The organism is Allocoprococcus similis (assembly GCF_054660775.1).
The window spans coordinates 111,818-137,276 of record NZ_BAAHSG010000006.1; the positions used below are offsets into that span (position 1 = coordinate 111,818).

A 25,459-nucleotide genomic window follows, 5' to 3' on the forward strand; every position below is an offset into this window, starting at 1 on the left:
TGTACCATATTTGTTACATACAGAGGTAGAAAATGAAAAAGAGAACGATGCGTCTGGGGTGTATTCTTTTAAGTACAGTGCTGCTTGGGACGGCAGCACTGACCGGATGCGGGCAGACGAAAAAGAATACAACAGATACAAAAAAAACAGAAAGCAGCAGTACGAAAGAAAGTGCCAAAGAAAAAAAAGGTCCGGAGATTGACGGACTCACCTATGAATCCACGATGGATCTGGAATACGCCGAAGGTTTTCAGGTATATTACTACAAAGACGGCTATAAGATGATCGATATCAAAGACGATGCAAAATTTCTGGTCGTCCCGGAGGACCAGGATGTGCCGGATGGAGCTGATGAGGATTACGTGATCCTTCAGCAGCCGCTGGATCATATTTATCTTGCGGCGACATCTGCGATGGCACTTTTTAATGCGATAGATTCTCTGGATAATATCACAATGACAGGTACCCAGGCTTCCGGATGGTACATTGAGAATGCGGTCAAAGCGATGGAAGACGGGAAAATGAAATTTGCCGGGAAATACAGTGAACCGGATTATGAGATGCTGGTAGATGAGGACTGTGATCTTGCCATCGAATCGACCATGATCCTTCACACACCGAAGGTACAGGAGATGATCGAATCTCTGGATATCCCGGTGATGATCGACCGGTCCAGCTATGAATCGCATCCTCTTGGAAGAACGGAATGGATCAAACTTTATGCAGCAATGCTGAATAAAGAAGATGCAGCGGATGCATTTTTTGAAAAGCAGGTGGAAAATGTCGATGCGCTCAAAGATTTTAAGAATACCGAGAAGACGGTTGCATTTTTCTATGTAAGCAGTGACGGAACGGTGGTAGTAAGAAGAAGTGATGATTATATTCCGAAAATGATCGAACTTGCCGGTGGAAGATATGTATTCGATGATCTGACCGGCGATGACAGTAATACTTCAGCAGTAAAACTTACAATGGAAGAGTTTTACGCACAGGCGGCGGATGCAGATTATCTGATTTATAATTCAAGTATTGATAATCCAATCAACAGTGTAAAGGATCTGGAAGAAAAAGATGCACTTTTTTCTGATTTCAAAGCAGTCAAAGAAGGAAATGTATGGTGTACCGGTAAATATCTGTATCAGGCAACCGATATCGTCGGGGAACTGATCACGGATATGAATCTGATGCTGACAGGCGGCGATGAAAGCAAGATGACATTTTTATACCATGTAAAATAGAAAACGGAGAAGAAAATGGGACAGGCAGGAATGAAAAATAACTGGAAAAGGAATACAAGATATTTGGGAGTATTTGCGGTGCTGGCAGCAGCTTTTTGCATGATCGTAGTGCTGAACATCAATACCGGAAATGTACAGATCTCGGTTCCTGAGATTTTACGGATCCTGTTTCTGAAAAAAGGAACACAGGTGCAGATGAACATTATCTGGAAAATCCGTCTTCCGCGTGTTCTGATGGCAGCGATTCTGGGAGGGGCGCTTGCCCTTTCCGGATTTTTATTGCAGACATTTTTTTCCAACCCGATCGCAGGTCCTTATGTACTGGGGATTTCTTCGGGGGCAAAGATGATGGTCGCTCTGGCGATGATCATCTTTTTAAAATATTATACCTCTGTATCATCCTATGTACTGATTGTTGCAGCATTTACCGGATCCATGCTTTCTATCGGATTTATCCTGCTTCTTGCAAGGAAGATACGGAATATGGCAACCCTTCTGGTTGGCGGAATCATGATCGGTTATATCTGCTCGGCAGTAACTGATTTTGTTGTGACTTTTGCGGAGGATTCAGATATCGTGAATCTGCACGGCTGGTCACAGGGAAGCTTTTCCGGTATGAGCTGGAGCAATGTAAAGGTAGCAGCGCTTATGGTAGGAATCACACTGATCCTTACCTTTTTTCTGTCAAAGCCGATCGGAGCGTATCAGCTTGGGGAAATGTATGCGCAGAGCATGGGTGTCAATATCCGTGTGTTCCGGGTGCTTCTGATCCTGCTCTCAAGTGTATTTTCCGCATGTGTGACCGCATTTGCAGGGCCGATCTCATTCGTTGGAATCGCAGTTCCGTACCTGATCAAGCATCTTCTCGGGACGGCAAAACCGCTGGTTGTAATACCGGCAACATTCCTTGGCGGGGCGGTATTCTGTATGGGATGTGATCTGATCGCGCGTATGGCATTTGCACCACTGGAGCTGAATATCAGTACCGTGACTTCGATCTTTGGTGCACCGATCGTAATTTTCATGATGATAAAAGGAAGAAAAGGGAAATAAATATGAGTGACAGCTATTTTCAGATGAAAGATCTTTCTGTCGGATATCATGGAAATGTACTGATCCATGATATCTGTACAGAGATTAAAAAAGGTGAGATATTGACACTGATCGGACCAAACGGTTCTGGGAAATCTACGATTTTAAGAAGTATTACCAAGCAGCTTACGCTCATTGGAGGTAAGGTAACGATCGGTGAAAAGAATCTGAAAGACTTATCTTACAAAGAGCTTGCAACCAGGATGGCAGTGGTGCTGACACAGCGGGCAAAGCCGGAGCTGATGACCTGCTATGAGGTCGTAGCAGCAGGACGGTATCCTTACACGGGACGGCTCGGGATATTAACCCGTGAAGATGAAAAGAAGACACGGGAAGCACTGAAAATTGTCCATGCAACAGAATACGCAGAAAAAAGTTTTGAGGCGATCAGTGACGGGCAGAGACAGCGGATCCTTCTGGCCAGGGCGATCTGTCAGGAACCGGAGGTCCTGATCCTGGATGAACCCACTTCTTTTCTGGATATCCGTTATAAGCTGGAGCTGCTTACTATTTTGAAAAATATGGCGAAAGAAAAGCAGATCACGGTCATTATGTCACTTCATGAGATCGATCTGGCACAGAAGATCTCGGACAAGATCCTTTGCGTTAAAGGAGATACGATTTTCGGTTATGGAGAGCCGGAGGCGATTTTTAAAGAAGATTTTATCCAGAAACTTTATGAGATCGACAACGGGCATTTTGATCCGGTGTTCGGAAGTGTGGAGCTTGCAAAGGCAGAAGGAGAGGCTGAAGTATTTGTGATCTCTTGCGGAGGCTGTGGAATCCCTGTTTACCGAAACCTTCAGAAAGCAAAGATTCCATTTTCGGCAGGAATCCTGTATACTAATGATATCGACTATCATCTGGCAAAACATCTGGCGGTCAGCGTAATCGAAGAAGAGCCATTTGAGCCGGTAAGTGACCGTGCATTTGAACGGGCAAAGCAGATGATCAGGCAGTGTAAAAAGGTGATAAATGCAGGAATTGTGATTGGGACAACCAACCGGAAGATGAAAGAACTGCTTGTATTTGCAGAAGAAATGGGAAAGCTGGAATCATATGAAAAATAGACTTTTGCACATTTACTGTGGAGATGGAAAAGGAAAGACGACGGCGGCAACGGGGCTTGCAGTTCGCGCAGCTGGAAGCGGTATGCGGGTTCTGTTTGCCCGTTTTTTAAAAAATGAATTTTCAGGAGAATTGAAGATTCTGGATCAGATCCCGGAGATCGAGGTACTTCATCTGGAAAAAAGCTATGGATTTTTTAAGACACTTTCCGAAAAGGAACAGGAAGAAGTCCGAGAGATGTATGGCAGGCTGTGGAATACGATCCGGGGAAAAATCAGCACAGGGGATTATGATATGCTTGTGATCGATGAATTTATGGCGGCATACCGGTATGGACTGATCCCGAATGAAGAGGCGGTGCAGTTCTTAAAAGACAGACCGGACAATCTGGAAGTGGTTCTGACCGGACGGGATCCGTCAGATGAGATCCTGGAGCTGGCAGATTATATTTCGGAAGTTAAGATGGTACGGCATCCTTTTGAAAAAGGAATCCGGGCAAGGAAAGGCATCGAATACTAAGGAGACGAAATGGAAATGGACAAGATGCAGGTCGTGTGGAAAAATCAAAAAGAACTGCGGTGCGGATACACAACGGGAAGCTGTGCTGCGGCAGCGGCAAAGGCGGCAGCGGCAATGCTCTTTTCAGGGGAGGAAGTCCGCCAGGTATCTCTTATGACGCCGAAAGGGATCGAACTGTATCTGGAAGTAGAAGAGATCCAAAGAGAAAATGAATCTGTCAGCTGTGCCATTCAGAAGGACAGCGGAGATGATCCGGACGTGACGAACGGGATCTTCGTTTACGCCAAGATCACGAAAAAAAAGGAAAAAGGAATGACCTTAGATGGTGGGATCGGAGTCGGGCGCTTTACCCGGAAGGTATTGGAGCAGGAAGCCGGAGAGGCAGCAATCAACAAAGTGCCACGGCAGATGATCCGGGAAGCGGTGCAAAGCCAGATTGAGAAATATGAATGGGATGGCGGTGCGGACGTTCTGATCTATATTCCGGAGGGCGTGGAGATTGCGAAGAAAACGTTTAATCCAAGACTTGGGATCGAAGGCGGGATTTCGGTACTCGGAACATCCGGGATCGTAGAACCGATGAGTGAACAGGCACTGACGCAGACTATTTTCCTGGAAATGAAGATACTTTGTGATGAAGGTCACCGGTATTGTTATCTGACACCGGGAAATTATGGAAATGATTTCCTAAGGCAGACGCTTGGATATGACCAGGAGCTTGCGGTGAAGTGCAGCAATTATATCGGGGATGCGATTGATGACGGCGTGCGGCTGAAGATGGATGGCCTGCTGCTTGTAGGACATATCGGAAAGCTGGTCAAGATCGCTGCAGGTGTAATGAATACTCATTCCAGACAGGCAGATGCAAGAATGGAAGTGCTTGCCGTCCATGCGGCAATGGCAGGGGCAGACCGGGAGACAGTCTGTGCTCTGATGGAGTGTTTTACGACGAAGGAAGCATTGGAAATTTTGGAAGCAAAAGGGCTTTTGGAAGAGACGATGCGGACCGTGATGGAGAAGATCGAGTATCACCTGACAAAGCGTGCCGGAGAAAAGATGAAGGTAGGGGCGCTGATGTTTTCCGATGAGCTTGGGGTTCTGGGGAAGACGTCGCTTGTAGATGAATTGAGGAAGAAGATTGGATAAAAGAAAGGTATGACGAAAAATGGCAGGAAGATTTGATCTTGCAGGAGTAGGTCCGGGAGATCCGGAACTTGTGACAATAAAGACAATCCGTGCGATTAAAGAATGTCAGGTACTGGTTCTCCCAATCGGCAGTCCGGATTTAAAGAAACCGGAACTGGAAGAGGGAGAAGAAGAGACATTTGCAAAAGAATGTCTGGCATATCGAATTGCGTGTGAGGCAGAGCCGGAGACGAAAAAGAAGCTGCGGCTTTATCTTCCCATGCCAATGATCAAAGAAAAAAAGCTCCTGAAAGAGATACATGATGAGGGTGCAAGAAGGGCGGCAGAGCTTCTGGAAGAAGGAAAGAATCTGGTCTTTCTGACGCTTGGAGATCCGACCGTGTATTCGACAGGAATTTATATTTATAAAAGACTGAAAAAGATGGGATATCAGGGGGAGATATTCTCCGGGATTCCGTCTTTTTGTGCTGTGGCAGCAAGGCTGGAGATCCCGCTTGTGGAGAACCGGCAGGAGCTGCATGTCTTTCCGGCGTCCTACGGGATTGAAGAAAAGCTGAAGCTTCCGGGGACGAAGGTTCTTATGAAGACCGGGAAAAAGATGGCGCAGGTCAAAGCTGTTCTGAAAGAGGAAGGACAGCAGGCGAAAATGGTCATGAACTGCGGACTGGATGGAGAAAAAATTTACAAATGCACAGAAGAAATACCGGAAGATGCGGGATATTTTTCGATTGTAATAGCAAAGGAGAAAGAAAAATGATTCATTTTGTTGGAGCAGGAAGCGGTGCTGTGGATCTGATCACAGTACGGGGGCAGAAGCTTTTGGAGGAAGCAGATATTGTGGTGTATGCCGGTTCGCTGGTAAATCCGGAGCTTCTTAAGAATTGTCAGAAGGACTGTCAGATCTACAACAGTGCGAAGATGACGCTGGAAGAAGTGATGGAAGTGATGATTTCCGGAGAGAAGCAGGGGAAAAAAGTTGTCCGGCTGCATACGGGGGATCCGTGTCTGTATGGTGCGATCAAAGAGCAGATGGATCTTCTGGAAAAAGAGAATATTTCTTATAAAGTGTGCCCGGGAGTCAGTTCCTTTTGCGGAGCGGCATCTGCACTGAATGCGGAGTACACCCTTCCTGGGATTTCACAGTCTGTGGTGATCACACGGATGGCAGGAAGAACGCCGGTTCCGGAAAAAGAATCCATTGAAAGTTTCGCAGCGCACCAGGCAACGATGGTAATCTTTTTAAGTACCGGGATGCTGGAAGAATTGTCAAAGCGTCTGATCGAAGGCGGTTATCAGCCGGAGACTCCGGCGGCGATCGTCTACAAGGCAACCTGGGAGGATGAAAAGGTGTGCAGATGTGCGGTGAAGGAGCTTGCGGTGACAGCAAAGGAGAATGGAATTACAAAGACAGCACTGATTGTGGTTGGTGAGGTGCTTGGCGGAGAATATGAACGATCACTTTTATATCATCCGGAGTTTACAACAGAGTTCAGACAGGGCAAAAGAAAAGAAGGTGCAGGAAATGTGTAAAATTGGAAAAGTCTATGTAATCGGTCTTGGACCGGGTGCTGAGAAAGAAATGACATACCAGGCGTCCGAGGCACTGGAAAAAAGTGAGGTTATTATCGGGTATACCGTATATACGGGACTGATACGGGAAAGATTTCCGGATAAAAAGTACCTTTCCACACCAATGCGGCAGGAAGTAGTCCGCTGTGAGATGGCAATGGATGAGGCGATGAAAGGAAGAACGGTAGCTATGGTATGCAGTGGGGATGCCGGAATTTACGGAATGGCAGGTCTGCTCTATGAGATGGGACAGGGCTATCCGGAGGTGGAGCTGGAGGTCGTGCCGGGAATCACGGCGGCAAATGGCGGTGCGGCAGTTCTTGGTGCACCTCTGATGCATGATTTTGCAGTGATCAGTCTGAGTGATCTTCTGACACCGTGGGAGAAGATTGAAAAGAGGATCCGCGGAGCTGCGATGGCGGATTTTGTGATCTGTCTGTATAATCCGTCCAGCCGGAAACGGGCAGATTACCTGAAAAAGGCCTGTGAGTATATTCTGGAGTACCAGAGCCCGGATACAGTCTGCGGTTATGTGCGGAACATCGGACGTGAAGGCGAAGATGCACATATTCTGACACTATCTGAGCTGAAGGATACGGAGGTCGATATGTTTACAACCGTTTATATCGGCAACAGCCAGACGAGAAATGTGGATGGGAAAATGGTGACACCGAGAGGCTATCGATTGGAGGAATAACTGTGGAAAACCGAAAATGCCGGGTAAATCTTGTCGGGATCGGGATGGGAAGCAAAGGAACGCTTACGGAAGAGGTCAGAAGGATCATTGCGGAAAGTGATGTGCTGATCGGAGCCTCGCGGATGCTGGAAGGATTCCGGGAAAAAAAGAAATGCTGCTATGCAGAGTATCTGCCGGAAAAGATCAGAGCGATCCTGGATGAGCAGGAGGAAAAGACCAGATGTACGGTGCTGTTTTCCGGGGATACCGGTTTTTACAGCGGGGCAAAAAAGCTGGCGGATATTCTGAAAAAGAACGGATATGAAGTGCAGATTTTTCCGGGAATCTCCTCGGTAATCTATCTTGCGGCAAGAGTTGGAAAGAGTTGGGAGAATGCGAAGATCATCAGTATGCATGGAAGAAGTCAGAATTTTATCTATGCAGTTGCAAACCATGAAAAGACATTTCTGATCCTTGGGAAAAGTGCGGGAAAAGAGATCTGCGAAAAACTGAAATATTACCATCTGGAACAAGTAACCGTTTGGGTTGGAAATCATTTGTCTTATCCGGATGAAGAGATTGTGATCAAAAAAGGAAACGAGCTTCGGGCAGAAGATTTTGGTGATCTTACCACTATTCTGATCGAGAATCCAAAGCCGGAAAAGAGAACAGGAATTCATCTTGCAGATGAGGAGCTGATCCGTGGAAATGTTCCGATGACGAAGGAGGAAGTGCGGACAGTCAGCATTGCAAAATTGAAGCTTACAAAGGATGCAGTAATATATGACGTGGGGGCCGGAACCGGTTCGGTGTCCATAGAGGCTGCCCTTCAGGGAGAGAATCTCCGCGTTTATGCAATAGAGAAGAATCCGGAGGGCGCAGAGCTGATCAGGAAGAATATGCAGAAATTCCGGACAGACCAGATCCAGGTGATAGAAGGAGTTGCACCGGAAGCACTGGAAGATCTGGAAATGCCGACACATGCTTTTATCGGAGGCAGTACAGGACAGTTAAAAGAAATTATTCAGTGTATAAAGAAAAAAAATCCGGATGTCCGTATCGTGATCAATGCAATTTCACTGGAAACCGTGAAGGAAGCGATGGAGGCGATGGAGGAAGGACTGCTTGCAGATCCGGAAATCATACAGCTGAATGTGGCAAAGTCAAAGAAGCTTGGAAGATATCACATGATGACCGGATTAAATCCGATTTATATTATTTCAGACGGAGGAGATACAGAATGAAAATTCCCGGAATTGTAATCGCGGCATCTGCCAGCGGGAGTGGAAAGACAGCGGTGACAATGGCAATGATGAAAGCATTTAAAAATGCCGGAAAGAAGGTACGCGCCTGCAAATGCGGACCGGATTATATTGATCCTATGTTTCACCGGGAGGTGCTGGGAATTGATTCCGAGAATCTGGATCTGTATTTTTGCGACCGGGAGCGCTTGAAAGAGCGGTTTATGCATCATGCGGAAGGTGCGGAGCTTGTGGTGACAGAAGGTGTGATGGGGTACTATGACGGGATCAGTCTGGATTCGGATCAGGCAAGTACTTATGACGTTGCGAGAACCCTGGGGCTTCCGGTAATCCTGGTTGTTCCGGCAAGAGGTATGGCATCGACAATCCTGGCAGTATTGAAGGGAATGATTGAATACCGGAATGACAGTAATATCCGGGGAATCATTCTGAACCGGATTTCCCCGATGCTGTATCCGAAGATGAAGAAGATGATCGAAGAGAGATTGCAGGGAATGGGATTCCAGGTTCAGGTAGTCGGTTACGTGCCGGAGGAGGATGCTTTTCATCTGGAGAGCCGGCACCTGGGACTGATGCTTCCGGAGGAAATAGGAAATCTGGAAAAACAGATTGACCGGGCAGCAGAGATTCTGACAGAGACACTTGATATGGAATCGGTGCTGGAAATTGCCTGGGAAGCAAAAGAAATAGAGTGTCATCCGGTGAAGGCAAAACAGGAAGAGACCGGACGAAAGGTGCGTATCGGTGTAGCGCGTGACCGGGCCTTTTGTTTCTATTACAAGGATAATATTGAGCTTTTAAAAGAGCTTGGATGTGAGATCATTCCGTTTAGTCCTTTGGAGGATACAAGGCTTCCGGAACATTTAGACGGCCTTTTATTTGGTGGTGGATATCCGGAACTTTGTGCGAAACATCTGGCAGAAAACAGAGCTATGCGAAAAGATGTAAGAAAGCAGATTGAAAATGGAATTCCATGTATTGCAGAATGTGGAGGATTTCTATATCTGACAGAAGAGTTGGAAGGGGAAGATGGAAAGCACTATCCGATGGTAGGTGCACTTCCGGGAAAAGGGATCAAAAAAGGACGGCTTACCAGATTCGGATACATTGAGCTGACTGCGGAAATGAACGGAGTGTATATGAAAAAGGGGGAGAAGATCCGGGCGCATGAGTTCCATTATTGGGATTCTACGGAAAACGGAGAGGATACACTTGCCGTAAAGCCGGATGGTGTGAGAAAATGGCAGGCAGTTCATATGAAGGGAAATCTGTTTGCAGGATTTCCGCATTTATACCTTTATTCCAACCCAAAAGTGGTCGAACGCTTTGTAGAAGCGTGTAGAACTTACAGAAACAAGTAAAAAGCTGACAAAGACAGATCAAAGAGACAGGAGATTAGACTTACAGATGGAAGAGATCAGATGGAAAGAAAAAATAAAACCACTTGATGAAAATGCAATGGAAGAGGCGCGGGCTCACTGGATGACGGTAGGGAAGCCGCTGTTCAGTCTGGGAAGTCTGGAGGATGCGGTGATCCAGATTGCCGGGATCAAGGGGACTCCAGATTTTGAACTGCGAAAGCGCGGGCTGATCATTATGTGCGCAGACAACGGTGTGGTAGAAGAAGGCGTGACACAGACCGGCCAGGAAGTGACAGCAATCGTGGCAGATAATTTTACAAGAGGAGAGACAAGCGTCTGTATCATGGCAGAAGAGGCAAAGGTAGATCTTTTTCCGGTGGATGTAGGGATGGCAGCAGATGTGCCGTCTGTGACAAAGAAAGAATACAAAGTGATGTATGGCACACACAATTTTGCAAAAGAACCGGCAATGACAAGAGAAGAGGCAGTTGAGGCGATAGAAGTTGGGATTCAGATGGTAAAGAAGTGCGCCGAAGCAGGATACGAAATCCTTGCGACAGGTGAAATGGGGATTGGGAATACAACGACCAGCAGTGCGGTTGCCTCTGTATTGCTCGGAGAGGATCCGAAGGTCATGACAGGAAAGGGAGCAGGTCTGACGAAAAAAGGTCTGCAAAAGAAGGTACAGGTCATCCGGGAAGCGGTTGAGCGGATGCAGCCGGACAAAACAGATGCGATCGATGTACTTTCCAAGGTTGGAGGACTTGACATAGCAGGACTTGCAGGTGTATATCTCGGTGGGGCTATCTACCGGATTCCGGTGCTGATAGATGGCTTTATTTCTGCGGTGGCTGCACTTGTGGCAGTACGGCTGGTTCCGGAATGTGCAGGATATATTTTACCGTCCCATTTGTCTGATGAACCTGCGTCAAGAAAGATTTTAGATGCTTTAGAAAAAAAACCATTTCTTACATGTGGTATGTGTCTGGGGGAAGGAACAGGAGCAGTGGCAGCAATGCCGCTTCTTGAGATGGGACTTCAGGTGTACCGCAAAATGGGAACTTTTGATGATATTCATGTAGAGCAGTATGAAGTACTGGATGGGAAGGACGAAAGATGAAGTTTTTAGAACCGATGATCATTGCGTTTTCTATGTATTCCAAAATACCGATGCCGCGCATTGAGTGGAACAAGGAAAATATGAAATATACGATGTGTTTCTTTCCGCTGATCGGTGTTGTGACCGGAGCACTCATTTATCTGGCAGGAATGTTTCTTGATGGAAATATTTTTCCGAAAGTAAGCAGTGGAAGATTGATGTTTGCTGCGGTCATGACATTGATACCGGTTTTTGTAAGTGGAGGAATCCATCTGGATGGATTTATGGATACGATGGATGCACTTGGATCCTGGGGAGATAAAGAAAAGAAACTGGAAATCCTGAAAGATTCGCATAACGGTGCTTTTGCGGTCATCGGAATCTGCTGTTATTTTATCGGGAGTCTTGGTGTATGGAGTGAAATCCGGACGGAGATGCTTCCGGTAGTAGCAGCAGGATATGTAATTTCAAGAGCGCTCAGTGGGCTTGCTGTAGTGACATTTCCGGCAGCAAGAGGAAGCGGTCTTGTAAAGACTTTTCAGGATGGAGCACAGAAAAAGGCAGTAAGGATCACAATGATCGTATATCTGGTCCTGGCGGCAGTATATTTGTATATCTTTTCGCCGGTTGGTATGGTGGTATTTTTCATAATTGCAGGAGCAGTATTTGGATATTATTACAGGATGAGCAGGAAACAGTTTGGAGGCGTTACCGGGGATCTGGCGGGATACTTTCTGCAGATTTGTGAGCTGGCATTATTAGTTGGGGGATTGATTGTGCAGGGAATCCAATGAAAAACAGGGAAAGGAAGAGGAGACATATAGAAGATGGAAGTCAGACTGATTCGGCATTTTGCGACGGAAGGGAATTTGGAGAAGCGGTATATAGGGGTGACGGATGAAGGGATAAAAACAGAGTGCATTCCAGAGTACGATCTGAAAAAAGAAGAAAACGGACGATACGGGAAGGGAAATGGACGTGAGAAATGGGAGCCGGAGCTTGTGATTGTAAGTACGCTTAAGAGATGCAGGCAGACGGCAGAGATTCTTTTTCCGGGAGCGGAGCAGGTTGTCTGTGATAAGATGCGGGAATGTGATTTTGGGCTTTTTGAGGGGAAGAATTATCAGGAGCTGACTGGGAATCCAAAGTATCAGAGCTGGATTGATTCTGGAGGTACAAAGGCATTTCCGGGAGGAGAAGATCCGATGGAGTTCCGGAAACGGTGTGTCTGCGGATTTGAAGAGATGATGGAAAAGATGATAAAAGGAAAAAGAAAGAAGATTGCCTTTGTGGTTCACGGGGGGACGATCATGTCGGTGATGGAAGCATTTGATCCGGAAAAGAAAGAATTTTACCACTGGCAGGTGAAAAACGGAAAAGGTTTTCATTTTCAAATTGAGGAAGAAAAATGGCAGCAGGGAAAGAGACAGTTTGAGGAGATTGAGGAAATATGAGTTCTTTGATGGCATGTATAGCAGGAATGGCGCTGGATGCGGTTTTCGGAGATCCGGTATGGCTTTACCACCCGGTACGGATCATTGGAAACTGGATTTCGATACTGGAAAAGTGGTTGCGCGGATTTTGCAAAAATGAGGAAAGGAAAGAGAGAATCGCAGGGGGGATTCTGTGGTTTGGTGTGGTTGTGGTATCCGTTGGAATTCCGTGGGGACTTTTGTATCTTGCCGGAAAGGTCAGTTTCTGGCTTCGATTTGCACTGGAAACCTTCTGGTGTTATCAGCTTCTTGCCGGAAAGTGCCTGAAGGATGAAAGCCGGAAGGTTTATGTACAGCTCGTAAACCATAATCTGGAGGGGGCAAGACAGGCGGTATCGATGATCGTGGGGCGGGATACCGAGAACCTTTCTGAGGCCGGAGTGACAAAGGCTGCGGTAGAAACAGTAGCCGAAAATACATCGGACGGAGTGATCGCACCGCTCATTTTTATGCTGATCGGTGGGGCACCACTTGGATTTTTTTATAAGGCTGTTAATACAATGGATTCTATGGTAGGATATAAGAATGAAAAGTATTTACATTTTGGTCGGTTTGCGGCTAAAATGGATGATGTATGGAATTATATTCCGTCCAGGATCTCAGCACTTCTGATGATCGCAAGTGCATGGATCTTCCGGATGGATTATAAAAGGGCGTGGGCAGTCTGGAAAAGAGACAGGCGAAAGCATGCCAGCCCGAATTCCGCACAGACAGAAGCGGTATGCGCAGGTGCACTACAGGTGCAGCTTGCCGGAGATGCTTATTATTTTGGAAAATTATATCCGAAAGAGACGATCGGAGATGATGTGCGTCCTATCGAGCCGGAAGATATTTTAAGGGCCGGTAATCTGATGGACGGAACAGCACTTCTGACACTTCTTGTCTTTGGATTACTGAAATATTGTATGATACTGATGTAAGGGGAATAAAAGGTTATGGAATATGTACATGGTGGAGATATTTATACACACAAAGGAATGACAGATTTTTCTGTGAATCTGAATCCGTTCGGACCTGGAAGAGCTGTAGTGGAAGCGGCAAGAAAGTCAATGGACCAGATTGGAAATTATCCGGATGCCAGCTGCAGGAAGCTGAAAAGTGCTCTGGCGAAAAGACTGGAAGTTCCGGCTGAGCATATTATCTGTGGAAATGGGGCGGCAGATCTGATTTTTACGGCAGTGCTTGCGGACTGCCCAAGGAAAGCGCTGATACCGGTTCCTGCATTTGCGGAATACGAACAGGCACTACGTGCGACCGGGTGCGAGATCTGTTATTATAAGAAAAGAGAAGCGACTGGTTTTCAGCTGGAAGAAGATTTTCTGGATCTTCTGAATGAAGATATCGATATGGTTTTTTTGTGTTCACCGGATAATCCGACCGGAAAGCTGATCGACCGGAGCATGCTCTGGAAGATTCTTGCAAGATGTGAGACTTACGGAATCCGGATGGTGCTGGATGAATGTTTTATTGATTTCGCGGAAAATGCAGCTACGGCATCTATTCTTGCAGATACCAAGAGATGGAGAACTTTATTTATCCTCCGTTCACTGACTAAGATGCACGCGATTCCGGGAATCCGTATCGGGTATGCCGTTACTTCGGATATGGAATTTCTGGAGAAGATGGAACAGTCCAGACAGCCATGGAGTGTATCGATACCGGCACAGGCGGCAGGCATGGCATCTTTAAAAGAGAGGATGCGTGTGAAACGGACCTGTGATTTTACGAACCGTGAAAGAATCTGGATGGAAAATGAACTGGACAAGCTTGGAATTACCCATTATCCGTCAGATGCCAATTTCATTCTGATGCGAAGCGGTATAAATTTATATGAGAAACTGAAAAAACAGAAGATCCTGGTTCGGGATTGCAGCAATTACAAAGGTCTCGGAGAAGGATATTATCGTGTTTGTATGCGGCAGAGAGGAGACAACCAGAAGCTGATCGATGCGCTGGGAGAAATTCTCTATGCAGGTCAGGGAGAATTTTAATATGGCAAAGTCGATAATGATTCAGGGAACCATGTCAAATGTTGGAAAGAGCCTTCTTGCGGGAGGGCTCTGTCGTGTTTTAAAGGAAGATGGAATCAAGGTTGCACCATTTAAGTCACAGAACATGGCACTCAATTCTTTTATTACGGCAGATGGTCTGGAAATGGGACGCGCACAGGTCATGCAGGCAGAAGCTGCCATGATCCGGCCGGAAGTTTATATGAACCCGATTCTTTTAAAACCAACCTCCGATGTAGGAAGTCAGGTGATTGTAAACGGAGAAGTTGCGGGAGTCATGCCGGCGATGGAATACTTCCGTAAAAAGAAAGAATATATTCCGGCTATTTTAGAAGCTTATCATAAACTGGAAGAAAAGTATGATGTGATCGTCATTGAAGGCGCGGGAAGTCCGGCAGAAATAAACCTTAAGCAGAATGATATTGTCAACATGGGACTTGCTGAGCTGGTGGATGCACCGGTTCTTCTTGCCGGAGACATTGACCGTGGTGGTGTGTTTGCGCAGATCGTCGGGACGGTTATGCTGCTGGAAGAAAAAGAGCGGGCAAGGATCAAAGGTACGGTGATCAATAAGTTCCGTGGGGATGTAAAAATTCTGGAGCCAGGTATCAGGATGCTGGAGGAGCGGACAAAGATACCGGTATGTGGCGTGATGCCTTATATTTATGCGGATATTGATGATGAGGATAGTCTGTCAGAACGGTTTGACCGGAAAGAAAAGGCGGCACTTCTGGATATTGCAGTGATCCGTCTGCCGCGTATTTCCAATTTCACAGATTTTGCGGTACTGGAATGCAGGGAAGAAGTTTCTCTCCGGTATGTGTCAAAGGCAGGAGATTTCGGGAATCCGGATCTGGTAATTCTGCCGGGAAGTAAAAATACGATGGAAGACCTGTTGTGGCTTCGTCAGAGTGGACTGGAAGGGAAAGTGCTGCGCCATGCCTCAGCAGGGAAACCGGTATTTGGTATCTGTGGCGGTTACCAGATGCTGGGAGAAGAAATCCGTGATCCGGAAGGGGTAGAACGTGGTGGAACCATAAAAGCAATGGGACTGCTTCCCGCAGTTACTGTATTTGAAAATACCAAGAGAAGAACCCGTGTTACCGGAAGGTTCGGAGAAGTTACCGGAATCTTAAAAGCAATGTCCGGTGCAAAGCTGGATGGATATGAGATCCATATGGGGGAAACTGTTTTTTCAGATAAAGATGCTTCAGATCATAAGATGATGGTACAGATCTGTGATCAGGTGACAGGTGAGAGCCGGTGGGACGGAGCGCAGAAGAAGAATGTGTACGGCTGCTATGTACATGGGATTTTTGATGACCGGGAAGTAGCGGATGCACTGATCGGGGCACTTCTGAAAGAAAAAGGATACGGCGAGGAAGCCATGCACTCCATGGACTACCATGCTTACAAAGAGAAGCAGTATCAGATTCTCGCAGATGCAGTTCGTGAGAATATGGATATGAAGAAAATATATGAGATTATCGAGAAGGGAAATGCAGCAGAATGTTTCATCTGATCACAGGTGGCAGTGGAAGTGGCAAATCCGAATATGCAGAGCAGAAGCTTATGGAGTATGCCAGCCATTCAAAAAGAAACAAAAAACGCTACTATATAGCAACTATGATGCCTTTCGGGAAGGAAACGGAAGAGAAAATTGCACGTCACAGAAGGCTTCGTGCAGGCAAAGGGTTTGAAACGATCGAATGCTATACGGATCTAAAAAAAGCTGCAGAAGTCCTACAGACAAAAGAGACAGGAAGTGTTCTTCTGGAATGTATGTCCAATCTTGTGGCAAATGAAATGTACGATCCGTCAGGAGCAGGTGGAAATGCAGAAGAGTCCATTCTGGCAGGGATCCGTAAGCTGCAGAAGGTCAGTGATGATCTGGTAATTGTTACAAATGAAGTATTTTCAGACAGCATGACAGATAATCCGGAGATGGAAAAATATCTGAAGCTTCTCGGAAACGTAAATCTTTGGATGGGAGAGATGGCAGATCTGGTGACAGAAGTTGTGTACGGAATTTCGGTTGAAAGGAAAGACATAAAAAAATGAAAATGATAATCGGCGGTGCATACCAGGGGAAGCTTGCGTATGCAAAAAAGCAGAACCCATACATTCATTGGACGGATGGAGAACTATGTGAAGGAGATAATATTTTTGAGGCAGAAGGAGTCTTTCATTTTGAAAAATATATCCAGAGCATGATAAAAAAAGAAAACTGGTCGGAAAAAGAAGCAATTGATTTCGCATCGAAACTAATAAAAAAGTGTCCGGATATTGTAATTGTGACACAGGAGATCGGCTACGGCCTGGTTCCGGTAGATGCATTTGAGCGCAGATACAGGGAACTGACCGGAAGGATCTGTACCGTACTTGCGGCAAATTCAGATCAGGTAGACCGGGTAGTATGCGGGATCGGTGTAACGATCAAAGGAGGAGATACCAAGTGAAGATAGAACTGGAAAATGTAAAACCTGCAGAAATAGAAAAACGCAGTTTTGAGATCATAACAGAAGAACTTGGCGATACGCATCTGATCCCCGGAACAGAACCGATCGTCAAACGCTGTATCCATACAAGCGCAGATTTTGATTATGCAAGGAATCTGATGTTTTCAGAAGGTGCAGTAGAAAAAGCGCTGGATGCCATCCGGAATGGTGCAGTCATTGTAACCGATACCCAGATGGGAAAAGCAGGTATCAACAAACGGAAGCTTGCGGAATACGGAGGCGAAGTTCTTTGCTTCATGTCCGATGAAGATGTAGCAGAAACGGCAAAAAAGAACGGAACCACGCGTGCCGTGGCGAGTATGGAAAAAGCAGCCGCCCTTGATAAAAAAATCATCTTTGCCATCGGAAATGCCCCGACAGCCCTTGTAAGACTCTATGAACTGATCCAGGATGGCAAATTAACCCCGGAACTCATCATCGGAGTTCCTGTAGGATTCGTAAATGTCGTTCAGTCTAAAGAGTTAATCCTTTCACTGAAAGACACACCATATATCGTAGCAAGAGGCAGAAAAGGTGGCAGCAATATCGCTGCATGTATCTGCAATGCACTATTGTATATGTTGTAGATATATATCAAACAACCCCTTATCCAATGAGGTTTCTGTATTCTAACTGTCTTTGCGATAATTAAAAAATTAACTATATTGTCAGAAAATAGACATGATTCTGTGTTGAATTCTGACCTGAACTCTGCTATTATAATCATATGCTAGTTGAAGGACAGCAGGAAGGAGAAATTGATTATGGGATTTTTAACAGGAAAGACTGCAATTATCACAGGCGGCGGAAGAGCCGTATTAAGTGATGGAAGCTGCGGATCTATTGGATATGGAATTGCAACAGCTTACGCAAAAGAAGGAGCGAATCTGGTAATTACCGGGCGTAATGTAAAGAAACTCGAGGATGCCAAAGAAGAACTGGAGAGACTCTATGGCATCAAAGTATTACCTGTACAGGCTGATGTCAGCGCGGGGGCTGATAATGAAGCAACAGTACAGAACGTAGTAAAGCAGGCAATCGACACATTCGGAAGAATTGATGTCCTGATCAATAATGCACAGGCATCCGCATCCGGTGTTACGATCGCAGATCATACAACAGACCAGTTCAATCTTGCAATGTATTCCGGCGTATATGCGGTATTCTATTATATGCAGGCATGCTATCCGTACCTGAAAGAGACAAAGGGATCTGTTATCAACTTTGCTTCAGGTGCCGGACTTTTCGGAAATTACGGACAGTGCGCATATGCAGCGGCAAAAGAAGGGATCCGTGGACTTTCCAGAGTAGCTGCAACGGAGTGGGGACCAGACGGAATCAATGTCAATATCGTATGCCCGCTCGCATGGACAGCACAGCTTGAGAATTTCCAGAAAGCTTATCCGGAAGCATTCAAGGCAAATGTAAAGATGCCGCCGGCTGGACATTACGGAGATGTAGAAAAAGAAATCGGACGTGCTTGCGTACAGCTTGCATCACCGGATTTCAAATATATGAACGGAGAGACGATCACCTTAGAAGGTGGAATGGGACAGAGACCTTAAGAAAAATCCATAAAAGCCAAAGAGAGTGCCTGTGCGTTTTTTGAATCGTACAGGCACTCTCTTTTTATTTCATAGGAAATTCCGAAGGAACTTCCTATGAAATAAAAGGCACTGCGTGCCGGAGATGCGCATTCTTTTTAGCTTCTCTGTCTTGACATCTTTAAAAACGTCATTCAAAATAAGAACGGAAAGAAAATTTAAATCATTTAATCGAGGCTAAAAAGATATGAAAGCAGTTATTTTTGATATGGACGGTGTTCTGATCAACACAGAACCATTACACTATCGTTGCTGGAAGGAAATTTTAAAAGAGAAGAACGGAATCGATCTTGACTATGAGATCTACCTTCCGTGTATCGGTTCTACCCGTGGATTCTTCATGGATCTGATCAATGAGAATTATGGACCGGTTTTTGATAATGTGGATAAGATGAATGCGCTCATGAAAGAGAAAAAAGCGCAGATTACAGAGGCAGAAGGATTTCCGGAGATGCCGGGAATCAAAGAAGCATTGAAGCAGTTAAAAGGCGAAGGATATCTGCTTGCAGTAGCATCTTCCTCTCCGGCTTATGCGATCAAAGATGCATTAAAGTCGCTGGATATGGAGAAATATTTTACAGTGGTTATGAGTGGGGATTATGTAGAACATCCCAAACCGGCACCAGATACCTTCCTTGTAACGGCAGAGAAACTGGGAATGAAGCCGGAGGACTGTCTGGTAGTAGAGGATTCGACCAACGGTGGAGGAGCTGCCAGGGCGGCAGGTATGAAATGTATCTGGTTCCACAACCCGGATTCTGGAAGGCAGGATATCCCGGATGCGGTACTGGAATTTCCGGCATGGACCAGCGAAAATGTAGAAAAAATGCTGAAAATATTAGGAAAAGAGGAAGAGTAAAGATGATAATAAGAACAGCAGATCTGAGTGATCTGAAAGAAATTGCCCGTGTGGAGGCGGAGTGTTTTCCGGCAGCAGAAGCGGCAACAGAAGAAGAATTTGAAAAGAGACTTACTTTTTATAAAGATCATTTCTGGCTGATGTTTGAAGAAGAGAAACTGATCGCCTTTGTGGACGGTATGGTGACGAATCAGGAAGATCTGACAGACGAAATGTATGAAAAAGCGGAAATGCATGATGAAAAAGGTGAGTGGCAGATGATTTTTGGTGTAAATACGCTGCCGTCTTACCGGAAACATGGATATGCAGGAGAATTGATCAAAAGAGCAATTGCAGATGCAAAAGAGCAGGGAAGAAAGGGACTTGTTCTTACCTGCAAGGACCGGCTGATATCTTATTATGCCAGGTTTGGGTTCAAAAATGAAGGTGTTTCAGAATCGGTACATGGAAACGTGGTCTGGAATCAGATGAGACTTACATTTGATGAAGGGCAGGGTGAATAATGTGAAAAAAAATAAGTTTGAAATTGATATGTGCAACGGCTCAATCATGGACAAGCTGATTTCTTTTTCCCTGCCGCTTATGGTTTCCGGAATTCTGCAGCTTGCGTTTAATGCGGTGGATATCATCGTAGTAGGAAGATTCTCCGGAAGTCAGGCACTTGCCGCAGTCGGCTCCACAACAGCACTGATCAATGTGTTTACGAACCTGTTTATCGGAATTTCGCTTGGCGCCAATGTTCTTGCAGCCAGATTTTATGCAGCGGGCAAAGACCGGGAGATGTCGGAAACCGTACATACTTCGATCACACTTGCGCTGATCAGTGGAATTATGATGGCAGTTATCGGGGTGCTTCTTGCAAAGTGGGCACTTGAAATTATGGGAACGCCGGATGATGTGATCGGGCAGTCTGCCTTATATATGCGGATCTATTTTATGGGAATGCCATTTTTTATGTTATATAACTATGGAGCAGCCATTTTAAGGGCGATCGGTGATACAAAAAGACCATTGATCTTCCTGATCATTTCCGGAATCGCAAATGCTGCGCTGAACATGACACTGGTTATTATTTTTCATATGGGAGTTGCCGGGGTTGCAATTGGAACAATTATTTCACAGCTGATTTCGTGTGTGCTGGTACTGACCTGTCTGTACCGGTCGGAAGGAAGTTATCAGCTTCGTTTCTCCAAACTGAAGATTAATGGTGCCTACATGGAACAGATTTTCCAGGTTGGAGTTCCGGCGGGAATCCAGAGTACGGTCATCAATTTGTCCAATGCACTGTTGCAGTCTTCGGTTAATTCGTTTGGATCGATTGCGATGGCAGGATATACAGCAGCGAACAATATGCTTGGGTTCCTTTATATGTCAGTGAATTCGATCACCCAGGCATGTATGAGTTTTATCAGTCAGAATTATGGGGTAGGTAAGCTGAAACGAATGGACAGGGTGCTGCGTGACTGTGCGATTCTGTCTGTATCGATCGCAGCGGTGCTTGGTGGCCTTGCCTATAGCTTCGGACCGCAGATCCTGACAGTTTATACTTCAGATCCAAAGGTTATCAGCTGCGGAATGGAAATCCTGGCGTATACGTCGATCACTTATTTCCTGTGTGGGATCATGGATTTGTTTCCGGGGGCGCTTCGTGGAATGGGATATTCAGCAGTCCCGATGGTGCTTTCGGTGATCGGAACGGTGGGAACAAGAATCGTGTGGGTATTTGGAATTTTTCCGAACCACAGATCTTTATCCGTACTTTTTGTATCTTATCCGGTGTCATGGATCATTACCATTGTACTTCAGGTTGTGTGCTTCTATTTTGTGAGAAAAAGAGTACATCAGAAAGAAAAAAGATTGTTATAAACAGAACAAAATTGTGAAAATCGACAGTAGGGCATTGTGAAAAACAGACAGATTTATCTGTCTGTTTTTGTGTATATATAACAAATATGCTTGCAATAGAAAGACACATGTGCTTGTATCTACTACAAAAACATGGACATGTAAAATGTTTGTGTATCACGGAAAAATAGATTGAAAAGAGAAGAAAAATAGGGTATTCTAAATGTAGAAAGACAAAAATAATAAAAAGTCCGTGATAAACGGACATATGTGTCATGCGGAGGTAATGAAGATGAATGATAATAAAATGTGGGCGCTTGTAAAGGAAAAACCGGAACAGGGACTCTGGCTGAAAAGAGTACCGATTCCGGAAGTAGGACCAAATGACGTAAAGATCAAGATCCATAAAAATGCAATCTGTGGTACCGATGTACATATTTACCAGTGGAATGAATGGGCACAGCACACCATTCCGATCGGACTGACCGCAGGACATGAATATGTCGGGGAGGTTGTAGAAGTCGGTGCAGGTGTACAGGGATTCAAGCCGGGCGATCTGGTATCCGGTGAAGGACATATCACCTGCGGAAAATGCAGAAACTGCCTGGAAGGACACAAAGAGAACTGTAAAGATGCCAAAGGTGTTGGGGTAAACCGGAATGGTGCGTTTGCAGAATATCTGGTTATTCCTGCTTCGAATGTATGGCCGTGCAGTCCGGCAATTGATGAAGAATTATATGCGATCTTTGATCCATTTGGAAATGCAACCCATACTGCATTATCTTACGACATGCTTGGTGAAGATGTGCTGATCACAGGTGCAGGGCCGATTGGGATCATGGCAGCGGCGATCGCAAAATTTGCAGGAGCAAGACATGTGGTAATCACGGATATGAACCAGTACCGTCTGGATCTGGCAGCAAAAATGGGTGCGACCAGATGTGTTAATCTGACACAGGAAAAACTGACGGATGTGATGCATGAGATTGGAATGACAGAAGGCTTTGATATCGGACTTGAGATGTCCGGAAGCCAGCCGGGACTTTCTGATATGATCCATAACATGAAACATGGTGGAAAGATCGCACTTCTCGGATTGCAGAGACAGGATGCAACCGTAGATCTTGAGACCGTGATCTTCAATGGGCTGAATATCCGCGGGATTTATGGAAGAAAAGTATGGGATACCTGGTACAAGATGTCTACGATGATCCAGGCGGGACTTGATATTTCACCGATCATCACACACCATTTTGATATCCGCGATTATGAAAAAGGATTTGAGGCAATGATCTCAGGACAATCAGGAAAGGTGATCCTTGACTGGGCACATATTAACGATTAGGAAAAGCAGAAGAAGGAGAGAATAAAATGGCAAGAAAAAATGATATTTTAAGTATTTATACAAAAGAAGTAGAACAGATCAAAGCAGATGGTCTTTTCAAAGGGGAAGCACCGTTCGTATCTCCACAGGGCGCAAAGGTTGTAATGGAAGACGGAAGAGAGCTTCTTAATATGTGTGCCAATAACTATCTTGGACTTGGAGACAATCAGAGACTGATCGATGCAGCGAAGAAAACCTATGATGAAAAAGGATATGGGGTTGCTTCTGTCAGATTTATCTGCGGAACACAGGACATCCACAAAAAACTGGAAAAGAAGATTTCCGGATTTCTGGGAACAGATGATACGATTTTATATTCTTCCTGCTTTGATGCAAATGGTGGACTTTTTGAAACAATCCTGACTGCGGAGGATGCAGTGATCAGTGATGAACTGAACCATGCTTCCATCATTGACGGAGTTCGTCTCTGTAAGGCAAAAAGATACCGCTATAAAAATAACAACATGGAAGATCTGGAAGCACAGCTTCAGGCTGCAGATGCAGCAGGAGCAAGAGTCAAACTGATCGCTACAGACGGTGTATTTTCAATGGATGGAATCATTTGTAACTTAAAAGGTGTCTGTGATCTTGCTGATAAATACAACGCACTGGTTATGGTGGATGACAGCCATGCAGTTGGATTTGTAGGAGCACACGGCAGAGGAACTTCCGAATACTGTGGCGTAGAAGGAAGAGTGGATATCATTACAGGAACACTCGGAAAAGCACTCGGTGGGGCTTCCGGTGGATATACATCCGGAAGAAAAGAGATCATCGATCTGCTTCGTCAGAGAAGCCGTCCGTACCTGTTCTCCAACTCTCTTGCACCGGCGATCGCAGGAGCAAGTATTGAGATGTTCAATATGCTGGAAGAAAGCACCGAGCTTCGTGACCATCTGGAAGAAGTAACCGCATACTACCGCAAGCAGCTGGTAGAAAACGGATTTGATATCATCGAAGGAACCCATCCATGTGTACCGGTTATGCTTTATGATGAAAGACTTGCCGGAGAATATGCAAAGAAAATGATGGAAAAAGGGGTATATGTGGTTGCATTCTCTTATCCGGTCGTACCGAAAGGAAAAGCAAGAATCCGAACACAGGTATGCGCGAGCCATACAAAAGAAGATATTGATTTCATTATCAAATGTTTTAAAGAGACCAGAGAAGAGATTGGAAAATAAATTGCTACAGGACAGAAAAATGCCGGACATCACAAAATGTTGCCCGGCATTTTGTGATGATGTAACAGAGAAATCTGACTAAAAAATATTGTTACGGGAAAATTTTCAGAGGTATAAAATAAAAGAATATTTTTGGAATGTAATCGTGGTAATTCTGTAAACCCTGAAAAATGGAGAGAAAAAGCTTGTGGGAAAGGCAGGAATACTATAAAATAAACAGGGAACAATAAAAAGATGAATGGGATGTCACCTGACAGAGGAGATAAAAGATGGAACAAAAAATATACAATGAATATGTGGAAATTTTAAAGGAAGAGCTGCTTCCGGCGATGGGATGTACAGAGCCGATCGCAGTAGCTTACGCGGCAGCAGTTGCAGTTCAGGCTCTTGGGGAAAAGCCGGAATCTGTAGAAGTAAATGTCAGTGCAAATATTATTAAGAATGTAAAAAGTGTCGTTGTACCGTGCACCGGAGGACTTCGCGGAATCGGTGCAGCAGTCTGTGCAGGGATTGTAGCCGGATGTCCGGAAAAAGAACTGGAAATTCTGGAAGAGATCACAGGGGAACAGAAAGTAGAAATGAAAAAGATGCTGGATACCATGCCGATGACAATCCGGGAATCCGATAAAGAATATATTTTCGACATTCAGATCAAGGCATGTGCAGGCGGACACAGCGGATACGTAGAGATCGCAGGTTTTCACACCAATGTGATCTGTGTAAAGAAAGATGATGAGATCATCAGAGAAAAAGCATATGAAGAGCAGGGATCCAGCTGTGCGACGGACCGTTCTCTTCTGACTGTGGAGAAGATCATTGAATTCGCAGACTGCGTAGACGTTGCAGACGTAGAGGAAGTTCTGCAGAGACAGATCGATTATAACTGGGCAATTGCCGAAGAGGGCATGACAGGAAACTGGGGAGCTGCCATTGGAAAGACTTTGATGGAAGCATATGGAAACAGTGTACATAACCGTGCGAAAGCGATGGCAGCGGCCGGATCGGATGCAAGAATGAACGGATGTGAACTTCCGGTTGTCATCAATTCGGGAAGCGGTAACCAGGGAATGACAACTTCTCTTCCGGTGATCGTCTATGCAAAAGAGCTGAATGTCTCAAAAGAGATGATGCTCCGCGCGCTGGTTGTGTCAAATCTGATCACAATCCATATGAAGACAGGAATCGGAAGATTGTCTGCATATTGCGGCGCGATCAGTGCAGGATGTGGTGCAGGTGCAGGAATCTGTTATCTGTATGGTGGACGTGCATATGAGATTTCTCATGTAATTGTAAATGCAGTTGCCATCAACTCAGGTGTTGTGTGTGATGGGGCGAAGGCAAGCTGCGCGGCAAAAATTGCATCAGCTGTAGAAGCAGGGCTTCTGGGACTTCAGATGCAGAAAAATGGAAAGCAGTTCTATGGCGGAGACGGACTTGTAGAAAAAGGTGTAGAAAACACGATTCGTAATATCGGAGAGCTTGCAAAGAAGGGAATGCGTGAGACGGATAAGACCATTATCCAGATCATGACAAGATAAGAAAAAGAGACAGGA

General features: G+C 45.4%; 26 protein-coding genes. All 26 read left to right on the forward strand.

Annotated features, from left to right (window positions below):
• The first annotated feature begins 32 nt into the window (after positions 1–32).
• Positions 33–1,238 carry an ABC transporter substrate-binding protein gene (locus ACYQ5K_RS02990; protein ID WP_178025026.1) on the forward strand — a complete coding sequence of 402 codons (1,206 nt, stop codon included), beginning with the start codon at positions 33–35 and terminating at the stop codon, positions 1,236–1,238.
• Between the two features lie 15 nt (positions 1,239–1,253).
• The gene (locus tag ACYQ5K_RS02995; protein WP_178025029.1) at positions 1,254–2,291 is read left to right on the forward strand and encodes a FecCD family ABC transporter permease; all 1,038 of its coding nucleotides are present in this window, start codon (positions 1,254–1,256) and stop codon (positions 2,289–2,291) included.
• A 2-nt stretch (positions 2,292–2,293) separates the two neighbouring features.
• Entirely contained in the window at positions 2,294–3,400 is a 1,107-nt protein-coding gene (locus ACYQ5K_RS03000) for an ABC transporter ATP-binding protein (protein WP_173688940.1), read from the forward strand.
• The gene (locus tag ACYQ5K_RS03005) at positions 3,390–3,917 is read left to right on the forward strand and encodes a cob(I)yrinic acid a,c-diamide adenosyltransferase (RefSeq protein WP_173688941.1); all 528 of its coding nucleotides are present in this window, start codon (positions 3,390–3,392) and stop codon (positions 3,915–3,917) included. The genes ACYQ5K_RS03000 and ACYQ5K_RS03005 overlap by 11 nt, the downstream gene beginning before the upstream one ends.
• A 9-nt stretch (positions 3,918–3,926) precedes the next feature.
• Positions 3,927–5,063 carry a cobalt-precorrin-5B (C(1))-methyltransferase CbiD gene (gene cbiD, locus ACYQ5K_RS03010; protein ID WP_173688942.1) on the forward strand — a complete coding sequence of 379 codons (1,137 nt, stop codon included), beginning with the start codon at positions 3,927–3,929 and terminating at the stop codon, positions 5,061–5,063.
• 19 nt (positions 5,064–5,082) lie between these two features.
• Complete coding sequence (gene cobI, locus ACYQ5K_RS03015; RefSeq protein WP_178025033.1) at positions 5,083–5,820, forward strand: precorrin-2 C(20)-methyltransferase; 738 nt, start codon at positions 5,083–5,085, stop codon at positions 5,818–5,820.
• Positions 5,817–6,593, forward strand: a complete 777-nt coding sequence (cobM, locus tag ACYQ5K_RS03020) for a precorrin-4 C(11)-methyltransferase (protein WP_178025035.1) — start codon at positions 5,817–5,819, stop codon at positions 6,591–6,593. The genes cobI and cobM overlap by 4 nt, the downstream gene beginning before the upstream one ends.
• Position 6,594: 1 nt before the next feature.
• Positions 6,595–7,329, forward strand: a complete 735-nt coding sequence (gene cobJ / locus ACYQ5K_RS03025) for a precorrin-3B C(17)-methyltransferase (protein ID WP_173688981.1) — start codon at positions 6,595–6,597, stop codon at positions 7,327–7,329.
• A 2-nt stretch (positions 7,330–7,331) separates the two neighbouring features.
• A complete protein-coding gene (gene cbiE, locus ACYQ5K_RS03030) occupies positions 7,332–8,552 on the forward strand; it encodes a precorrin-6y C5,15-methyltransferase (decarboxylating) subunit CbiE (protein WP_459777256.1) in 1,221 nt (406 codons plus the stop codon).
• Positions 8,549–9,931 carry a cobyrinate a,c-diamide synthase gene (locus ACYQ5K_RS03035; protein WP_173688945.1) on the forward strand — a complete coding sequence of 461 codons (1,383 nt, stop codon included), beginning with the start codon at positions 8,549–8,551 and terminating at the stop codon, positions 9,929–9,931. Before cbiE ends, ACYQ5K_RS03035 begins: the two co-directional genes overlap by 4 nt.
• A gap of 46 nt (positions 9,932–9,977) precedes the next feature.
• Positions 9,978–11,051 (forward strand): nicotinate-nucleotide--dimethylbenzimidazole phosphoribosyltransferase, encoded by a 1,074-nt coding sequence (cobT, locus tag ACYQ5K_RS03040; RefSeq protein WP_173688946.1) that lies wholly within the window; start codon positions 9,978–9,980, stop codon positions 11,049–11,051.
• A complete protein-coding gene (locus tag ACYQ5K_RS03045) occupies positions 11,048–11,824 on the forward strand; it encodes an adenosylcobinamide-GDP ribazoletransferase (protein WP_173688947.1) in 777 nt (258 codons plus the stop codon). Before cobT ends, ACYQ5K_RS03045 begins: the two co-directional genes overlap by 4 nt.
• A 33-nt stretch (positions 11,825–11,857) precedes the next feature.
• On the forward strand, positions 11,858–12,484 hold the full coding sequence (locus tag ACYQ5K_RS03050; protein ID WP_173688948.1) for a histidine phosphatase family protein: 627 nt from the start codon (positions 11,858–11,860) through the stop codon (positions 12,482–12,484).
• Positions 12,481–13,443, forward strand: coding sequence for an adenosylcobinamide-phosphate synthase CbiB (gene cbiB / locus ACYQ5K_RS03055; RefSeq protein ID WP_173688949.1), 963 nt, complete (start codon positions 12,481–12,483; stop codon positions 13,441–13,443). Before ACYQ5K_RS03050 ends, cbiB begins: the two co-directional genes overlap by 4 nt.
• 15 nt (positions 13,444–13,458) lie before the next feature.
• On the forward strand, positions 13,459–14,514 hold the full coding sequence (locus ACYQ5K_RS03060; RefSeq protein WP_173688950.1) for a pyridoxal phosphate-dependent aminotransferase: 1,056 nt from the start codon (positions 13,459–13,461) through the stop codon (positions 14,512–14,514).
• Between the two features lies 1 nt (position 14,515).
• Positions 14,516–16,054: a cobyric acid synthase gene (locus ACYQ5K_RS03065; RefSeq protein WP_459777257.1), complete on the forward strand. Its 1,539-nt coding sequence runs from the start codon at positions 14,516–14,518 to the stop codon at positions 16,052–16,054.
• Entirely contained in the window at positions 16,042–16,593 is a 552-nt protein-coding gene (locus tag ACYQ5K_RS03070; RefSeq protein ID WP_459777258.1) for a bifunctional adenosylcobinamide kinase/adenosylcobinamide-phosphate guanylyltransferase, read from the forward strand. The genes ACYQ5K_RS03065 and ACYQ5K_RS03070 overlap by 13 nt, the downstream gene beginning before the upstream one ends.
• A complete protein-coding gene (locus ACYQ5K_RS03075) occupies positions 16,590–16,991 on the forward strand; it encodes a bifunctional adenosylcobinamide kinase/adenosylcobinamide-phosphate guanylyltransferase (protein WP_173688953.1) in 402 nt (133 codons plus the stop codon). The genes ACYQ5K_RS03070 and ACYQ5K_RS03075 overlap by 4 nt, the downstream gene beginning before the upstream one ends.
• Positions 16,988–17,617 carry a precorrin-8X methylmutase gene (locus ACYQ5K_RS03080; RefSeq protein ID WP_459777259.1) on the forward strand — a complete coding sequence of 210 codons (630 nt, stop codon included), beginning with the start codon at positions 16,988–16,990 and terminating at the stop codon, positions 17,615–17,617. The genes ACYQ5K_RS03075 and ACYQ5K_RS03080 overlap by 4 nt, the downstream gene beginning before the upstream one ends.
• 177 nt (positions 17,618–17,794) lie before the next feature.
• On the forward strand, positions 17,795–18,595 hold the full coding sequence (locus ACYQ5K_RS03085) for an SDR family NAD(P)-dependent oxidoreductase (RefSeq protein WP_044998928.1): 801 nt from the start codon (positions 17,795–17,797) through the stop codon (positions 18,593–18,595).
• A gap of 226 nt (positions 18,596–18,821) precedes the next feature.
• Positions 18,822–19,493, forward strand: a complete 672-nt coding sequence (locus ACYQ5K_RS03090) for an HAD family hydrolase (RefSeq protein ID WP_459777260.1) — start codon at positions 18,822–18,824, stop codon at positions 19,491–19,493.
• Between the two features lie 2 nt (positions 19,494–19,495).
• Complete coding sequence (locus ACYQ5K_RS03095) at positions 19,496–19,996, forward strand: GNAT family N-acetyltransferase (RefSeq protein WP_173688956.1); 501 nt, start codon at positions 19,496–19,498, stop codon at positions 19,994–19,996.
• On the forward strand, positions 19,977–21,359 hold the full coding sequence (locus tag ACYQ5K_RS03100) for an MATE family efflux transporter (RefSeq protein ID WP_459777261.1): 1,383 nt from the start codon (positions 19,977–19,979) through the stop codon (positions 21,357–21,359). The genes ACYQ5K_RS03095 and ACYQ5K_RS03100 overlap by 20 nt, the downstream gene beginning before the upstream one ends.
• A 271-nt stretch (positions 21,360–21,630) precedes the next feature.
• On the forward strand, positions 21,631–22,683 hold the full coding sequence (gene tdh, locus ACYQ5K_RS03105; RefSeq protein WP_173688957.1) for an L-threonine 3-dehydrogenase: 1,053 nt from the start codon (positions 21,631–21,633) through the stop codon (positions 22,681–22,683).
• 26 nt (positions 22,684–22,709) lie between these two features.
• Positions 22,710–23,906, forward strand: a complete 1,197-nt coding sequence (locus ACYQ5K_RS03110; RefSeq protein WP_117555821.1) for a glycine C-acetyltransferase — start codon at positions 22,710–22,712, stop codon at positions 23,904–23,906.
• Positions 23,907–24,175: 269 nt separating this feature from the next.
• Positions 24,176–25,444 carry an L-cysteine desulfidase family protein gene (locus tag ACYQ5K_RS03115; protein ID WP_008371747.1) on the forward strand — a complete coding sequence of 423 codons (1,269 nt, stop codon included), beginning with the start codon at positions 24,176–24,178 and terminating at the stop codon, positions 25,442–25,444.
• Positions 25,445–25,459 lie beyond the last annotated feature (15 nt).

Excerpts from the sequence above, each read along its gene's own strand:
- ACYQ5K_RS03045 (WP_173688947.1), top strand. The coding sequence starts at position 11,048 with ATGAAGTTTTTAGAACCGATGATCATTGCGTTTTCTATGTATTCCAAA.
- ACYQ5K_RS03110 (WP_117555821.1), top strand. The coding sequence starts at position 22,710 with ATGGCAAGAAAAAATGATATTTTAAGTATTTATACAAAAGAAGTAGAA.
- ACYQ5K_RS03115 (WP_008371747.1), top strand. The coding sequence starts at position 24,176 with ATGGAACAAAAAATATACAATGAATATGTGGAAATTTTAAAGGAAGAG.
- ACYQ5K_RS03050 (WP_173688948.1), top strand. The coding sequence starts at position 11,858 with ATGGAAGTCAGACTGATTCGGCATTTTGCGACGGAAGGGAATTTGGAG.
- cobM (WP_178025035.1), top strand. The coding sequence starts at position 5,817 with ATGATTCATTTTGTTGGAGCAGGAAGCGGTGCTGTGGATCTGATCACA.
- tdh (WP_173688957.1), top strand. The coding sequence starts at position 21,631 with ATGAATGATAATAAAATGTGGGCGCTTGTAAAGGAAAAACCGGAACAG.
- cbiB (WP_173688949.1), top strand. The coding sequence starts at position 12,481 with ATGAGTTCTTTGATGGCATGTATAGCAGGAATGGCGCTGGATGCGGTT.
- ACYQ5K_RS02990 (WP_178025026.1), top strand. The coding sequence starts at position 33 with ATGAAAAAGAGAACGATGCGTCTGGGGTGTATTCTTTTAAGTACAGTG.
- cbiD (WP_173688942.1), top strand. The coding sequence starts at position 3,927 with ATGGAAATGGACAAGATGCAGGTCGTGTGGAAAAATCAAAAAGAACTG.
- ACYQ5K_RS03065 (WP_459777257.1), top strand. The coding sequence starts at position 14,516 with ATGGCAAAGTCGATAATGATTCAGGGAACCATGTCAAATGTTGGAAAG.
- ACYQ5K_RS03070 (WP_459777258.1), top strand. The coding sequence starts at position 16,042 with ATGTTTCATCTGATCACAGGTGGCAGTGGAAGTGGCAAATCCGAATAT.
- ACYQ5K_RS03085 (WP_044998928.1), top strand. The coding sequence starts at position 17,795 with ATGGGATTTTTAACAGGAAAGACTGCAATTATCACAGGCGGCGGAAGA.
- ACYQ5K_RS03005 (WP_173688941.1), top strand. The coding sequence starts at position 3,390 with ATGAAAAATAGACTTTTGCACATTTACTGTGGAGATGGAAAAGGAAAG.
- ACYQ5K_RS02995 (WP_178025029.1), top strand. The coding sequence starts at position 1,254 with ATGGGACAGGCAGGAATGAAAAATAACTGGAAAAGGAATACAAGATAT.
- ACYQ5K_RS03000 (WP_173688940.1), top strand. The coding sequence starts at position 2,294 with ATGAGTGACAGCTATTTTCAGATGAAAGATCTTTCTGTCGGATATCAT.
- ACYQ5K_RS03095 (WP_173688956.1), top strand. The coding sequence starts at position 19,496 with ATGATAATAAGAACAGCAGATCTGAGTGATCTGAAAGAAATTGCCCGT.
- ACYQ5K_RS03090 (WP_459777260.1), top strand. The coding sequence starts at position 18,822 with ATGAAAGCAGTTATTTTTGATATGGACGGTGTTCTGATCAACACAGAA.
- ACYQ5K_RS03100 (WP_459777261.1), top strand. The coding sequence starts at position 19,977 with ATGAAGGGCAGGGTGAATAATGTGAAAAAAAATAAGTTTGAAATTGAT.
- ACYQ5K_RS03060 (WP_173688950.1), top strand. The coding sequence starts at position 13,459 with ATGGAATATGTACATGGTGGAGATATTTATACACACAAAGGAATGACA.
- cobI (WP_178025033.1), top strand. The coding sequence starts at position 5,083 with ATGGCAGGAAGATTTGATCTTGCAGGAGTAGGTCCGGGAGATCCGGAA.
- ACYQ5K_RS03075 (WP_173688953.1), top strand. The coding sequence starts at position 16,590 with ATGAAAATGATAATCGGCGGTGCATACCAGGGGAAGCTTGCGTATGCA.
- cobT (WP_173688946.1), top strand. The coding sequence starts at position 9,978 with ATGGAAGAGATCAGATGGAAAGAAAAAATAAAACCACTTGATGAAAAT.
- ACYQ5K_RS03035 (WP_173688945.1), top strand. The coding sequence starts at position 8,549 with ATGAAAATTCCCGGAATTGTAATCGCGGCATCTGCCAGCGGGAGTGGA.